General features: G+C 63.5%; 10 protein-coding genes. 9 read left to right on the top strand and 1 reads right to left on the bottom strand.

Features of this window, described 5'->3' with window-relative positions:
• Positions 1-79 precede the first annotated feature (79 nt).
• The 4 genes from FJ948_RS16130 to FJ948_RS16115 are packed head-to-tail and all read left to right on the top strand — an operon-like array spanning position 80 to position 4,925.
• Entirely contained in the window at positions 80-940 is an 861-nt protein-coding gene (locus tag FJ948_RS16130; RefSeq protein WP_140706577.1) for a sugar ABC transporter permease, read from the top strand.
• Entirely contained in the window at positions 937-1,773 is an 837-nt protein-coding gene (locus tag FJ948_RS16125; RefSeq protein ID WP_140706026.1) for a carbohydrate ABC transporter permease, read from the top strand. Before FJ948_RS16130 ends, FJ948_RS16125 begins: the two co-directional genes overlap by 4 nt.
• A gap of 8 nt (positions 1,774-1,781) precedes the next feature.
• Positions 1,782-2,861 carry a sn-glycerol-3-phosphate ABC transporter ATP-binding protein UgpC gene (ugpC, locus tag FJ948_RS16120; RefSeq protein ID WP_140706025.1) on the top strand — a complete coding sequence of 360 codons (1,080 nt, stop codon included), beginning with the start codon at positions 1,782-1,784 and terminating at the stop codon, positions 2,859-2,861.
• Positions 2,862-2,897: 36 nt separating this feature from the next.
• Positions 2,898-4,925 carry an aldo/keto reductase gene (locus tag FJ948_RS16115; RefSeq protein ID WP_140706023.1) on the top strand — a complete coding sequence of 676 codons (2,028 nt, stop codon included), beginning with the start codon at positions 2,898-2,900 and terminating at the stop codon, positions 4,923-4,925.
• Between the two features lie 22 nt (positions 4,926-4,947).
• Here FJ948_RS16115 and FJ948_RS16110 read toward each other — a convergent pair whose 3' ends face one another.
• A complete protein-coding gene (locus tag FJ948_RS16110; protein WP_181173693.1) occupies positions 4,948-5,856 on the bottom strand; it encodes an AraC family transcriptional regulator in 909 nt (302 codons plus the stop codon).
• Between the two features lie 213 nt (positions 5,857-6,069).
• Between FJ948_RS16110 and FJ948_RS16105 the strand changes: the two genes are divergently transcribed.
• The 5 genes from FJ948_RS16105 (at position 6,070) to FJ948_RS16085 (ending at position 13,719) form a co-directional block, all read left to right on the top strand.
• Positions 6,070-7,536: an alpha-glucosidase/alpha-galactosidase gene (locus FJ948_RS16105; RefSeq protein WP_140706021.1), complete on the top strand. Its 1,467-nt coding sequence runs from the start codon at positions 6,070-6,072 to the stop codon at positions 7,534-7,536.
• Between the two features lie 147 nt (positions 7,537-7,683).
• Positions 7,684-9,765, top strand: coding sequence for an ABC transporter substrate-binding protein (locus FJ948_RS16100; protein WP_140706019.1), 2,082 nt, complete (start codon positions 7,684-7,686; stop codon positions 9,763-9,765).
• Positions 9,766-9,896: 131 nt separating this feature from the next.
• On the top strand, positions 9,897-10,904 hold the full coding sequence (locus FJ948_RS16095; RefSeq protein ID WP_140706017.1) for an ABC transporter permease: 1,008 nt from the start codon (positions 9,897-9,899) through the stop codon (positions 10,902-10,904).
• Positions 10,905-12,041 (top strand): ABC transporter permease, encoded by a 1,137-nt coding sequence (locus FJ948_RS16090; RefSeq protein ID WP_140706015.1) that lies wholly within the window; start codon positions 10,905-10,907, stop codon positions 12,039-12,041.
• 10 nt (positions 12,042-12,051) lie between these two features.
• Positions 12,052-13,719 carry an ABC transporter ATP-binding protein gene (locus tag FJ948_RS16085; RefSeq protein WP_140706013.1) on the top strand — a complete coding sequence of 556 codons (1,668 nt, stop codon included), beginning with the start codon at positions 12,052-12,054 and terminating at the stop codon, positions 13,717-13,719.
• Positions 13,720-13,736 lie beyond the last annotated feature (17 nt).

Raw genomic sequence — 13,736 nt, 5'->3', positions numbered from 1 at the left:
CCCCTCATCCGTCTCGGCGCTACGTGCCGATCCACCTTCTCCCATAAGGGGAGAAGGAAAAGCGAAAGGAGGAGAAAAGATGCGCAACCGCAATGCCACGGCCTATCGCTTTCTCACGCCCTATCTCCTGATCTTCGCCATCTTCTGGGTATGGCCGATCATCTCCTCGTTCATGATCTCCTTCCAGGCGACGCGCACCGTGCCCTGGCGCTTCGCGCCAGGCTTCAACTGGGGCCGGCTGATCGGCGATCCCGCCTTCTTCAACGCGCTGAAGAACACGCTGCTCATCCTGGTCATCCAGGTTCCGGCCATGATCGCGCTGGCCATGCTGATGGCGGTGCTGCTGAATTCGCCGCTGCTCAAGGCGCGCGGCCTCTATCGCTTTGCCTTCTTCGCCCCGGTGGTGGTCGGCGAGGTCGCCTATTCCGCGGTGTTCCGGCTGATGTTCAGCCTCGATTTCGGCATCGTCAACAAGCTCCTGAACAGCATTGGCCTGCCCAAGATCGACTGGTTCTCGAATGTCACGCCGGCCATGGCGCTGATCATGATCGCGGTGACCTGGCGCTGGGCCGGCTACAACGCCATCATCCTGCTTGCCGGCATGCAATCCATCCCAGAGGATGTCTATGAGGCGGCGACGCTCGACCGGGTGAGCAAGCTCAAGCAGTTCTTCTACATCACGCTGCCGCTGCTGAAGCCGGTCATCGTCTTCTGCGCCGTGCTGTCGATCATCGGCACCATGCAATTGTTCACCGAGCCGTTCCTGATCACCGAACGCGGCGGGCCGGGCGGCGGCACCGAGACGCTCGGCCTGCTGCTTTACCGCCAGGGTTTCCGCTCGCTCAACTTCGGCTATGCCTCGGCCGTCGCCTACACCATGGCGGGGCTGGCGATCGCCATCACGCTGGTGCAACTGTGGCTGACGAGGGAACCGAAATGAGCTCGCTCGCATCGGCAAGACTGAAACGAAGCATCGCGTTGCATCTTTTTCTGACGCCGCTGGCGCTGATCTGGCTGTTTCCGCTGTGGATGATGGTGGTGTTCTCCACCATGCCCGACAACGGCATCTTCAGCCCCGGCATCGAGCTGTTGCCGCACGGCAATTTCATCGACAATTTCAACAATCTGCAGCGCGACACCGACTTCGTCGGCGCCATCGTCATCTCGGTCTGCGTGGCGGTGACCTACACCTTCCTGTCGGTGATGCTGACCTCGATGGCGGGCTGGGCGCTGGCGCGCTACCAGTTCGTCGGCAAAGGCGTGGTCGTCGCCATCATCCTCGGCACCATCACGCTGCCCTATGCGGTGGTGCTGATCCCGCAATTCATCATGGTGGCGCGCGACTTCAAGCTCGCCAACACCTGGGTGGCGCTGATCGTGCCGCCGCTGTTCAATTCGCTTGGCGTGCTGTTCATGCGCCAGAGTTTTTCGATGATGCCCGACGACCTGTTCGACGCCGCCCGCGTCGAGGGCGTCAAGGAGTGGCGCATCTACGTCTTCATCGCCCTGCCTTTGGCGCGGCCGATGCTGGCCGCGCTCTGCATCATCCTGTTCCTCGCCTCCTGGAACAACTATCTGTGGCCGCTTTTGATCAACAGCCAGCCGGGTTCGATGACAGCACCCGTGGCGCTCGGCACGCTGATCGGCCTCACCAAGGTGTCGTGGGGCGGCATCATGGCGGGCGCGGTGATGCTGACCGTGCCGATGCTCATCGTTTTCGTGCTCCTGCAGCGTCATTTCATCGCCGGCATCGCCGCCGGCGCGGTCAAGTAAGAGGCAGCATGGCAAACGTCACGCTCACCAATGTCGCCAAGCGTTTCGGCGCCTTCGAGGTTGTCCACGGCGCCAACATCGACATCAGGGACGGGGAATTCGTCGTCTTCGTCGGCCCGTCAGGCTGCGGCAAGTCCACGCTACTGCGGATGATCGCCGGGCTCGAGGACATCAGCGGCGGCGAGATCGCCATCGGCGGCAAGGTGGTCAACGATGTCGAGCCGGCCGATCGCGGCATCGCCATGGTCTTCCAGTCCTACGCGCTCTATCCGCATATGAGCGTCGAACAGAATCTCTCCTTCGGACTGCGCATGACCGGCAATCCCAAGGCCGATACCGACCGGCGGGTGAAGCGGGCGGCCGAGATCCTGCGCATCAGCGAATTGATGGAGCGGCGGCCGAAAAAACTCTCCGGCGGCCAGCGCCAGCGTGTCGCCATCGGCCGCGCCATCGTGCGCGAGCCGCAAGTGTTCCTGTTCGACGAGCCGCTCTCCAATCTCGACGCCGAACTGCGCGTGCAGATGCGGGTCGAGATCTCGCGGCTGCACAAGGAACTCGGCACCACCATGATCTATGTCACGCACGACCAGACCGAGGCGATGACGCTCGCCGACCGGATCGTCGTGCTGCGCGCCGGGCATGTCGAGCAGATTGGCCGGCCGCTCGATCTCTATGACAATCCCGACAATATTTTCGTGGCCGGCTTTGTCGGTTCGCCGAGGATGAACTTCATCAAGGCCCACATTGCCGGGCGCGATGCAAAAGGGGTTCTGGTCGAGCTGGCGGGCGAGGAGAAAACCCGCATCGTGCAACCATTGGCAGGGCCTGCACCCGAAACCGGCAGCACAGTCATCGTCGGCGTGCGGCCCGAGCATTTCGGCGGCGCCGGTGAAGGCGATGCTGATCTTACCGTCGCCATCGACGTCGTCGAGCATTTGGGCGGCACGAGCTTCCTCTATGCCAGGACGGCCCATGGCGAGGACGTGGTGATCCAGCGCGACGCGGCAAGAGTCCCGCAGACATCGGAGGTCACCGTTTCCATCCGCAAATCCTATTTGTTCGACGAAAAGGGGCTGCGGCTGCGCTGACCGGCCGCCCCTTTCCAAGCCCGCAAGGAGAATGACATGACTGTATCAACGCCCATTCGCTGGGGCATCCTCGGGCCAGGGGACATCGCCAAGGCCTTTGCCGGCGGCGTCGCCGGTTCGCGCACCGGCAAATTGGTCGCCATCGGCGCGCGCAATCCAGGCAAGCCGGGCCTTTCGGAAAAATTTCCCGGCGCCCGTATCATCGACGGCTACGACGCGCTGCTTGCCGATCCGGAGATCGACGCGGTCTACATTTCCATCCCTCATCCCGGCCACGCGCAATGGGCGATCAGGGCGGCGGAAGCCGGGAAGCATGTGCTGTGCGAAAAGCCGCTGGCGCTGACCGCCTTCGAGGCCGACGCCATGATGCATGCCGCGCGCAAGGCCGGCACCTTTCTTGGCGAAGCCTTCATGTACCGGCTGCACCCGCAGACGTTGAAGCTGGTGGACCTGATCAAGTCCGGCGTCATCGGCGAGGTCAGGATGATCAAGTCGAGCTTCGGCTTCGCCATGCCCGATTTCATGCCGGAGCACCGGCTCTACGCCAATGACCTCGCCGGCGGCGGCATCCTCGATGTCGGCGGCTATCCCGTCTCGATGGTGCGGCTGATCGCGGGTGCCGCCGTCGGCGAGCCGTTCGCCGAACCGGACAAGGTGGCCGGCCTTGCTCATCTTGGCCAATCCGGCGTCGACGAATGGGCGTCCGCTGTCTTGCATTTTCCGGGTGGCATCGTCGCCGAGGTCTCCTGCAGCATCTCGCTCAACCAGGACAATGTCCTGCGTATCTTCGGCACAAAGGGGCGTATCGCGGTGCCGGACTTCTGGTTCGCCGGCGGCGACCGCAATGTCGGCCTCGGCCGGATCGATGTGATCGGCGCCGACGGCACACAAAAGACCATCAGCGTCAACGAAAAGCGCCATGTCTATTCCTTCGAGGTCGATGCCGCCGGCGATGCGATCCGCGCCGGGCGCCAGGAATTCGCCTGGCCGGGCATGGGCTGGGCCGACAGCCTCGGCACCTTGCGCGTGCTCGACAGATGGCGCGCCGCCGTGGGGCTGGAGTACGAGATCGAGAAGGCTTCCGAGCGCACCAGCACCATCTCAGGCCGGCCGTTGCGCTCTGGAGGCACCGCGATCGGCAAGCGCGCCATTCCCGGCCTGGCGAAGCCGGCATCGGTGGTGGCGCTGGGCTTCGAGGATTTCCGCACCTTTTCCTCCGGGTCGATCCTGCTCGACGCCTTTTTCGAGGCCGGCGGCAACCTGTTCGACACCGGCTATGTCTATGGCGGCGGCTACACCGAGATGCTCCTCGGCCAGTGGCTGAGGAGCCGTGGCGTGCGCGAGCAGTCGGTTGTTATCGCCAAGGGCGCGCATTCGCCGCTCTGCTATCCCGACGTTATCGCCAAGCAGCTAGCCCAGTCGCTCGACCGCCTGCAGACCGACCATGTCGATATCTATTTCATGCATCGCGACAATCCGGACGTGCCGGTCGGAGAGTTCGTCGACGCCATGGATCGTGAGGTGAAGGCCGGCCGCATCCGCGGACCGTTCGGCGGCTCGAACTGGACGATGCAGCGCATGGACGAGGCGATTGCCTATGCCGAGCGCACCGGCAAGCAGAAGCCCGGCGCGCTTTCCAACAATTTCTCGCTGGCCGAAATGCTGGAGCCGATCTGGGCCGGCTGCATCACCTCCTCCACCGACGACTGGAAAGCCTGGCTGACATCGAGGCAGATGCCGAATTTCGCCTGGTCTAGCCAGGGGCGCGGCTTCTTCACCGACCGCGCCGGCCGCGACAGGCTGGACAGTGAGGAACTGGTGCGGGTCTGGTACTCCGAGCGCAATTTCGGTCGCCGTGACCGGGCGATCGAACTCGCCGCCAGGCTGCGCAAGAGCCCGATCCATATCGCGCTGGCCTATGTGCTCAACCAGCCCTTCCCATCGGTGCCGTTGATCGGGCCGCGGACACTGGGCGAACTGGATGACAGCCTGCGGGCGCTCGACATCGCGCTTTCGCCAACCGAACTCGATTGGCTGGACGGCGGCAGTCTGCACGCGGCCTGATGGAACAAGGCTCGAAGCGGCGTCAGGTCTCGTCGTCCGACACCTTGGCGCCGCGCCTGGCCGGCGTTCGCAAGCTGGCATACATGCCGGTGGTGCGGAACTGGCTGGGCGTCGTGCCATAGAGCCGGCGGAAGACCTTGGAAAAATAATTCGCATCCTCGAAGCCGCACAGGATGGCCACTTCCTTCACCGGCAGGAAGTCCGCTTTCGTCAAAAGCTTCGCCGCCCGTTGCAGCCTTTGCTGCAGCACGAACTCGGCGGGCGGCAAGCCTTCGCTCTCGGCGAAGCAGCGCGAGAAATGAGCCCGGCTCAGCCCGCTGATCTGGACGAGGTCCGCCACCGGCAGGGCTTTGTCGAGATTGGCGTTGATGTGATCGATGACCGGCTGCATGGCGCTCTGTTTTTCGGCAAAGGCGTGCGAGCCGAACACATCGTCATAGAGCGCCATCGCCGCCTCATAGGCGATCGCCGACGCGGCTCCCGGCGAAACGGCTCCCTTGATGAGGCGAAGGCTGCAATCGGCGAGATGATCGATCGTCGCCGGCTGCAGCCGAAAGACCGGTCCCGACACGTCGAGGATCGACTTGTGGACGCGCAACGCCTCCTCGCCGTTCATCGAAATCCAGAAATATTCCCAGCGCTCGTCCCTGGCCAGCCAGTAGCGGTGGTTGTGCGGCACCAGCACCAGCAGCGTGTCGTTCTTCTGCAGGCGGTAATCGCGATTCTCGTAGCGCAGCCGGCCGGTGCCGCTGATCGTGTGCTGGAGCACGGTGAACGGTGTCTGGCCGCGCTTTCGCCCGTCCCAGTCATAGGTCACGTCCTCGCGCAGTTCATAGCCCGTGCTCGTCGGCATGGCATGCAGGCGCTGGCGACCGCGCGGCAGCGAGATCGTCCGCATCGACTGTCCGTTGGCGATCAAATCACGCAGCACAAAATTACCCCTGAAAGCATAATCCTTCTCTGGCCGCGCCCGCGAATAAGCGCATAATCCCGCCTCGAAGAACGCGAATAACCCGCGATCGAGGAGCGGGCGGGAGGAAGGAAAGCCGGATTCCGGCTTGAATGGCTTGCACGCCAAGGCGTGTGGCCGTTTTCCTCCCTTGCTGCTCCTTGCCTAGCATTCGATTGGATCGAGGTGAAGGTGATGAGTTTCAAAATCGCTATTATCGGCGCCGGCAGCGTCGGTTTCACCAAGAAGCTGTTCACCGACATTCTCTGCGTGCCCGAATTCAAGGACATTGAATTCGCGCTGACCGACGTCAGCGAGCACAATCTGGGAATGATCAAGGCGATCCTCGACAGGATCGTCGAGGCGAACGGATTGCCGACCAGGGTGACCGCGACGACCGACCGCCGCAAGGCGCTCGAAGGCGCGCGCTATATCATCAGCTGCGTGCGGGTCGGCGGCCTCGAAGCCTATGCCGATGACATCCGCATTCCCCTGAAATACGGCATCGATCAGTGCGTCGGCGACACGATCTGCGCCGGCGGCATCCTCTATGGCCAGCGCAACATTCCGGTGATCCTCGACTTCTGCAAGGATATTCGCGAGGTCGCCGATACCAACGCCAAATTCCTCAACTATGCCAACCCGATGGCAATGAACACCTGGGCGGCGATCGAATACGGCAAGGTCGACACGGTCGGCCTCTGCCATGGCGTCCAGCACGGCGCCGAGCAGATCGCCGCTGTGCTGGGCGCGAAATCGCCGCGGGAACTCGACTATGTCTGTTCCGGCATCAACCACCAGACCTGGTTCATCGATTTGCGGCTCAACGGCCGCAAGATCGACAAGGATGAGCTGATTGCCGCCTTCGAGGCGCATCCGGTCTATTCCCGGCAGGAAAAGTTGCGCATCGATGTGCTCAAGCGTTTCGGCGTCTATTCGACCGAAAGCAACGGCCATCTCTCCGAATATCTGCCCTGGTACCGCAAGCGGCCCGACGAGATCACGCGCTGGATCGACATGTCCGACTGGATCCATGGCGAGACCGGCGGCTACCTCCGCTATTCCACCGAAACCCGCAACTGGTTCGAGACGGAATATCCGCAATTCCTCGAAGCGGCTTCGACGCCGATCGATCCGCAAAAACGCTCCAACGAGCATGCCAGCCACATATTGGAGGCGCTGGAGACCAACCGCGTCTATCGTGGCCACTTCAATGTGAAGAACGATGGCGTGATCACCAATCTGCCGCGCGACGCCATCATCGAATCGCCCGGCTTCGTCGACCGCTTCGGCATCAACATGGCCGCCGGCATCACCCTGCCGGAAGCCTGTGCCGCCACCTGCATGGCCTCGATCAACGTCCAGCGCATGTCGGTCCATGCCGCCATAACAGGCGACATCGATCTTCTGAAGCTTGCCGTGCTGCACGACCCCCTGGTCGGCGCCGTGTCGACGCCCGAGGAGGTCTGGCAGATGGTCGACGAAATGGTCGTGGCCCAGGCGCAATGGCTGCCGCAATACGCCCATGCGGTTCCGGCGGCCAAGGAGCGGCTGTCGAAATCCGCGGTCAAGACGCGCGAATGGGCGGGTGCGGCGCGGCGAAGCGTGCGCTCGATCGAGGAATTGCGCGCCGAAAAGGCCGCGCTGAAACAGGCCGTCTGAAACCGGGGCGGCGGCGGATCCAGGGAGGCGGGTCCACCGCGGTCAGCCGTCCCGTGCAATTCCAGAGAAATGTAAAGCCCTCCGGAATTGCGCCGAGGCATGGGCAAGACGAACAGCAGCAGACGTCTGAACACGAGGGAGGACACCATGATGAACCTACGCAGCATTGGCATTGCCGCTGGACTGGCGCTGAGCGTCTCCGTTCCGGCGCTCAACGCTCTCGCTTCAGAGCCGACCGTCCCGCCGGTGCCGGCGACGTTTCCGGCCGAAGGTAAGATCAAATACGTGGCGCGCGACTCCATCGTGGAGTTCAAGGCGCTGCCCGAGTATCACGAGCCGGATTGGGTGACGGAAAAATACGTCAAGCCCGGCAAGCTACCGCCGGTGAAGGACCGGCTGCCGAAGGAGCCGCTGGTCTTCAAGACCGCCAACATGCCGGACGGCGTCGGCGTCTATGGCGATACGATGCGCCATGTCATCGGTGGCCGGCCGGAAGGCTGGAACTACGGTGCGGGCCAGACGCAGGGGTGGGGCGGCATCGATATCGCCCTTTCCGAATGCCTGACGCGTACCGCGCCGCTGTTCCAGGTCGAGGCCAAGGACACCGAGCCGTTGCCGAACCTTGCCAAGAGCTGGGACTGGTCGGCGGACGGCCACAAGCTGACCATGCACCTGATCGAAGGCGCCAAATGGTCGGACGGCGTGGCCTTCAATGCCGACGACGTCATGTTCTACTGGGACGATGAGGTCGTCGATCCCAACGTCTCGCCGCTCAACGGCGCAACGCCGGAAACCTTCGGCGTCGGCACGACGCTGAAGAAGATCGACGACTACACCGTCGAGTGGACCTTCAAGGACGCCTTCCCGAAACAGTACCTCTACGCGATGGCCTACGGCACCTTCTGCCCCGGTCCCGCGCACATCTTGAAGCCGCGGCATCCGAAATATTCGAAGAACACCTACGAGCAGTTCAAGAACGCCTTCCCGCCGGAATATATGAACATGCCGGTCATGGGCGCCTGGGTGCCGGTCGAATACCGGCCGGACGACATCATCGTCATGCGCCGCAATCCCTATTATTGGAAGGTCGACGAGAAGGGCAATCAGCTGCCCTACCTCAACGAAGTCCAATACAAGCTGTCGACCTGGGCCGACCGCGATGTCCAGGCGGTGGCTGGCTCGGGCGACTTCTCCAATCTCGAGCAGCCGGAAAACTTCGTCGCCTCGCTGAAGCGCGCCGCGGAGGCGAACGCTCCGGCGCGCCTTGCCTTCGGCCCGCGCCTCATCGGCTACAATCTGCGCATGAATTTCTCGGCCAATGGCTGGGGCAATCCGGAAGAGCGCGGCCAGGCGATCCGCGAGTTGAACCGCAACGAGGATTTCCGCAAAGGCGTCACCATGGCGCTCGATCGCAAGGCGCTGGGCGATGCGCTGGTCAAGGGACCGTTCACGGCCATCTATCCCGGCGGCTTCTCCTCCGGCACCAGCTTCTACGACCGCAACTCGACCGTTTACTATCCCTTCGACCTCGAGGGCGCCAAGGCTGAACTCGCCAAGGCTGGCCTCAAGGACACCGACGGCGACGGTTTCGTGAACTTCCCGGCCGGCACCGCCGGCGGCAAGAATGTCGAGATCGTGATGCTGGTCAACAACGACTACACCACCGACAAGAGCCTCGCCGAAGGGGTTGTCGCCCAGATGGAAAAACTCGGGCTGCGGGTCGTCATCAACGGGGTCAACGGCACCCAGCGAGACTCTACCCAGTATGCCGGCCGCTTCGACTGGCTGATCCGGCGCAACGAGACCGAACTGACCTCCGTCGTGCAGAACACCGAGCAGCTTGCACCGGTCGGCCCGAAGACCAGTTGGAACCATCGGGCGCCGGAAAGCGGCCAGGTCGACCTGATGCCTTTCGAGAAGGACCTCGTCGATATCGTCAACAAGTTCGTCACCTCCGACGATAATGATCAGCGCGCTGCCTTGATGAAGCAGTTCCAGAAGATCTCGACGGAGCACGTCTACAATGTCGGCCTGACGGAATATCCCGGCGCCTTGATCGTCAACAAGCGCTTCTCCAACATCCCGCAGGGCACGCCGATCTTCATGTTCAACTGGGCCGAGGATTCGATCATCCGGGAAAGGGTCTTCGTCGCGGCGGACAAGCAGGCGAAATATGAATTGTTCCCGCAAGAGCTTCCCGGCAAGCCTGGAGACAAGGGTCCGATGTAAGTTCAAGGACCCAATGCAAGTTTACCTCCCCTGACTGAGAGACCCGGCCGCGCCGCTGGCGCGGCCGGGGCAAACCAACCCACCGAGCGCACCCAAGGGAACGCCCGGCGAGATGAGGAAGCGGACCGTCCATGCTGCGATTCCTGCTCATGCGCATAGCGTCGGCAATTCCGGTTCTCGCCATTTTGAGCCTCGTCACCTTTGCCATCATCCAGGCGCCGCCCGGCGACTATGCCGATTACATCCGCTCGCAGCTGATCAACCAGGGCGGCGCTTCCTTCGCCGAGGCCGACGCGCAGGCCCAGGCCTATCGCGTCGAACACGGCCTCGATAAGCCGCTGCCCGTCCAGTATCTCAACTGGATCGGCGGCATCGTCACCCGCGGCGATTTCGGCTACAGCCTCTATTACAACAAGCCGGTGGCCGACGTGGTCGGCGAGCGCCTGCCGCGCACGCTGCTGCTGGCGCTGGTCTGCCATCTGCTCGCCTCGGTGCTGGGCATCACCTTCGGCATCTGGGCGGCGACCCGGCAATACACCTGGATCGATACGACGCTGTCGGCCATCTCCTTCCTCGGCATGACGGTGCCGCGCTTCCTGATGGCGCTGATCATCGTCTATCTCCTGGTCTTCCGGTTCAACGTGTCGGAGATCGGCTCGTTCTTCTCGCCGCAATATGGCGGCGCGCCTTGGTCGTGGGCCAAGTTCGTGGACCTGGTCAAGCATGTCTGGCCGGTGGTGGCGATCGCCACCTTCGGCGGCCTCGCCTACAATATGCGCGTCATGCGCGGCAATCTGCTCGATACGCTCAACGCGCAATATGTCGAGACGGCCAGGGCCAAGGGCCTGACCGGGAGCGCCGTCGTCATGCGCCACGCCGTGCCCAACGCGCTGCATCCGCTCGTCATGTACCAGGGCGTGGTGCTGCCCTACATGCTGACCGGCGAGATCGAGACGGCCATCATCTTCGCGCTGCCGACCGTCGGCCCTGCCATCGTCGGCTCGATGGCGGTCGGCGACGTCTATGTCACCGCCACCTTCATGATGGTGCTGTCGGCGACGCTGATCGTCGGCAACATCATCGCCGACATGCTGCTGGTCCTGCTCGATCCGCGCGTGCGCCAGTTCGGGGAGGGCTAGATGCTGGCGCGCGACCCTTCACCACCACCCTTGCCGGCCGAGCGAGCCACAGTGGCGCCCGCGCGCGGCAATGAGAGCTACATGGCGCTTGTCTGGCGCCGGCTGAAGCGCTCGTGGACCGGCATGGCCGGTCTTTGGCTGGTCGTGCTGCTCCTTGTCATGGCCGTGTTCGCCGAATTCCTGGCGCCGATGGACCCGAAGGCGACCGATGTCGGCTTTGCGCCGCCGCAGCTGCCGTCCTTCCACGACAAGGATGGCAATTTCGTCGCGCGGCCGAGGGTCTATGCGCTGGCCGATTCGGCCGACCTCGATCCGGTCACCTTCCAGCCCATCGTCGGCCCCGACTACGATCATCCGAGGCTGCTCGGCTTCTTCGTCGAGGGCGCGCCCTACAGGCTCTTCGGGCTGATCCCGGCGAACCGGCACTTCTTCGCCTCGACCGACGGCCAGCCCGTGCACTTCCTCGGCACCGACAAATTCGGCCGCGACGTGCTGTCGCGCGCCATCCACGGCTCGCGTGTCTCGCTGATGATCGCGCTGACCGTCGTCTTCATCATCACCGTCATCGGCACCACCGTCGGCATGGTCTCAGGCTATTCCGGCGGCAGGTTCGATGTCTGGATGCAGCGCTTCGTGGAACTGGTGCTCGCCTTTCCGCAACTGCCGCTCTATCTGGCGCTGACGACACTGATCCCGGTCACCGCGCCGACCAATGTGTTCCTCGCCTTCGTCATCATCGTCATGTCGGCGCTCGGCTGGGCGCAGATGTCGCGCGAGGTGCGCGGCAAGACACTGGCGCTGGCGCGCATCGAATATGTGCGCGCCGCCATGGCGGTCGGCGCCACCGACCGGCGCATCATCCTGCAGCACATTCTCCCCAATGTGATGAGCCATGTGATCGTCGCCGTGACGCTGGCGATCCCGACGGTGGTGCTGCTCGAATCCTTCCTCGGGTTCCTCGGCTTCGCCGTCAAGCCGCCGTTGATTTCCTGGGGCCTGATGCTGCAGGACACGGCGACCTATTCGGTCATCGGCACTTATCCCTGGATCCTGTCGCCGGTCTGTTTCGTGCTCGTCACGGTCTTTGCCTTCAACGCGCTGGGCGACGGCCTGCGCGACGCCGTCGATCCGTATTGAGGGGACCGCGATGACCGTCTTACTCGCCGAGCCTTTCGCACCAGCCTTCCGCCTCGACCATGATGGGCGCAAGGGAGAGCCCGTCATCGATGCCCGCAACATCGAGGTCGCCTTCAAGGTGGAACACGGCACCGTCGAGGCGGTCAAGGACATCTCGTTCCAGCTCTACCGCGGCGAGACGATCGCAATCGTCGGCGAATCCGGTTCCGGCAAGTCGGTGACGGCGCGTACCGTCATGGGCCTGCTGTCGCGCCGCGCCACCGTGTCGCCGAAATCGAACATCTGTTACGACGGACAGGACATCCTGAAATTCCCCGAGAGCGCCCGGCGCAAGCTGCGCGGCAACCGCATCTCGATGATCTTCCAGGAGCCGATGAGCTCGCTCAACCCGATCTATACGGTGGGCAGCCAGATCGTCGAGGCGATCAGGGTGCATCGCAAGGTGAGCCGCAAGCAAGCCTGGGCGCGGGCGCTCGAGCTGCTGCGGCACGTGCAAATTCCCGAACCCGAGGCGCGGCTCAAGCAATATCCGCATCAGCTCTCGGGCGGGCAGCGGCAACGCGTGATGATCGCCATGGCGCTCGCCAACAATCCCGACGTGCTGATCGCCGACGAGCCGACCACCGCGCTCGACGTCACGGTGCAGGCGCAGATCCTCAACCTGATCCGCAATCTGCAGAAGGAACTGCGGATGGCGGTGATCCTGATCACCCACGATCTCACCGTGGTGCGCAAGTTTTCCGACTATGTCTATGTGATGCAGCATGGTGAAATGTGCGAGCACAACGTCACCGAACGGCTGTTCGCCGATCCGCGGCATCCCTACACCCAGCGGCTGCTCGCGTCCGAGCCGCGCGGCCGACCGCAACCGCTGCCCGAGAGCTCAGGCACCATCCTCGAAGCGAACGGCGTGCGCGTCTGCTTCATGCTGCGCCATGGCACGTTCCTGAAGCCGGACTGGCGTGAACTGGTTGCGGTCGATGATCTCGATCTCAAGCTTTGCCGCCACGAGACGCTGGGGCTGGTCGGCGAATCCGGTTCCGGCAAGACCACCTTCGGCCAGGCGTTGCTGCGGTTGACCGACGCCAAACGCGGCGAGATCCGCTTCGATGGCCAGCCGATCCATGGCCTGTCGCGGGCACGGATGCGGCCGCTGCGCTCGCGCATGCAGATCGTCTTCCAGGACCCGTTCTCCTCCCTCAACCCGCGCATGACGATCGGCCAGATCATCGAGGAAGGGCTGATCGTCAACAGTATCGGCGCGACGCGGCGCGAGCGGGTCGAGCGGGTGCGCGAGGCGCTGGTCAGCGCCGGCATGCCGGGCGATATCCTGTCGCGCTTCCCGCATGAATTCTCCGGTGGCCAGCGCCAGCGCATCGCGATTGCGCGAGCCATCGCGCTCGAACCCGAATTCATCCTGCTCGACGAGCCGACCTCGGCGCTGGACCTCTCCGTCCAGGCGCAGATCATCGATCTCTTGCGCAAGCTGCAGGACGAGCGCGGCCTGAGCTATCTCTTCATTTCGCATGACTTGAAGGTGGTGCGCGCGCTGTGCCACCGCGTCATCGTCATGCAGCACGGCAAGATCGTCGAGCAGGGACCCGTCGACGAGGTCCTCACCCATCCCAAGACCGCCTACACCGAACGGCTCGTCAGGGCCGCGTTCGACGTGGCCTGAACATTAGCCGGAGGTTA

This window comes from Mesorhizobium sp. B2-3-12, from assembly GCF_006442205.1.
GTDB lineage: Bacteria > Pseudomonadota > Alphaproteobacteria > Rhizobiales > Rhizobiaceae > Mesorhizobium.
Note: the sequence above shows the minus strand (reverse complement) of the source record. Positions and strands in the feature narration are given on the sequence as shown.

Bases quoted from the DNA above. Each gene is read 5' to 3' on its own strand.
- FJ948_RS16130 (WP_140706577.1), top strand. From the start codon at position 80: ATGCGCAACCGCAATGCCACGGCCTATCGCTTTCTCACGCCCTATCTC.
- FJ948_RS16125 (WP_140706026.1), top strand. From the start codon at position 937: ATGAGCTCGCTCGCATCGGCAAGACTGAAACGAAGCATCGCGTTGCAT.
- ugpC (WP_140706025.1), top strand. From the start codon at position 1,782: ATGGCAAACGTCACGCTCACCAATGTCGCCAAGCGTTTCGGCGCCTTC.
- FJ948_RS16115 (WP_140706023.1), top strand. From the start codon at position 2,898: ATGACTGTATCAACGCCCATTCGCTGGGGCATCCTCGGGCCAGGGGAC.
- FJ948_RS16105 (WP_140706021.1), top strand. From the start codon at position 6,070: ATGAGTTTCAAAATCGCTATTATCGGCGCCGGCAGCGTCGGTTTCACC.
- FJ948_RS16100 (WP_140706019.1), top strand. From the start codon at position 7,684: ATGATGAACCTACGCAGCATTGGCATTGCCGCTGGACTGGCGCTGAGC.
- FJ948_RS16095 (WP_140706017.1), top strand. From the start codon at position 9,897: ATGCTGCGATTCCTGCTCATGCGCATAGCGTCGGCAATTCCGGTTCTC.
- FJ948_RS16090 (WP_140706015.1), top strand. From the start codon at position 10,905: ATGCTGGCGCGCGACCCTTCACCACCACCCTTGCCGGCCGAGCGAGCC.
- FJ948_RS16085 (WP_140706013.1), top strand. From the start codon at position 12,052: ATGACCGTCTTACTCGCCGAGCCTTTCGCACCAGCCTTCCGCCTCGAC.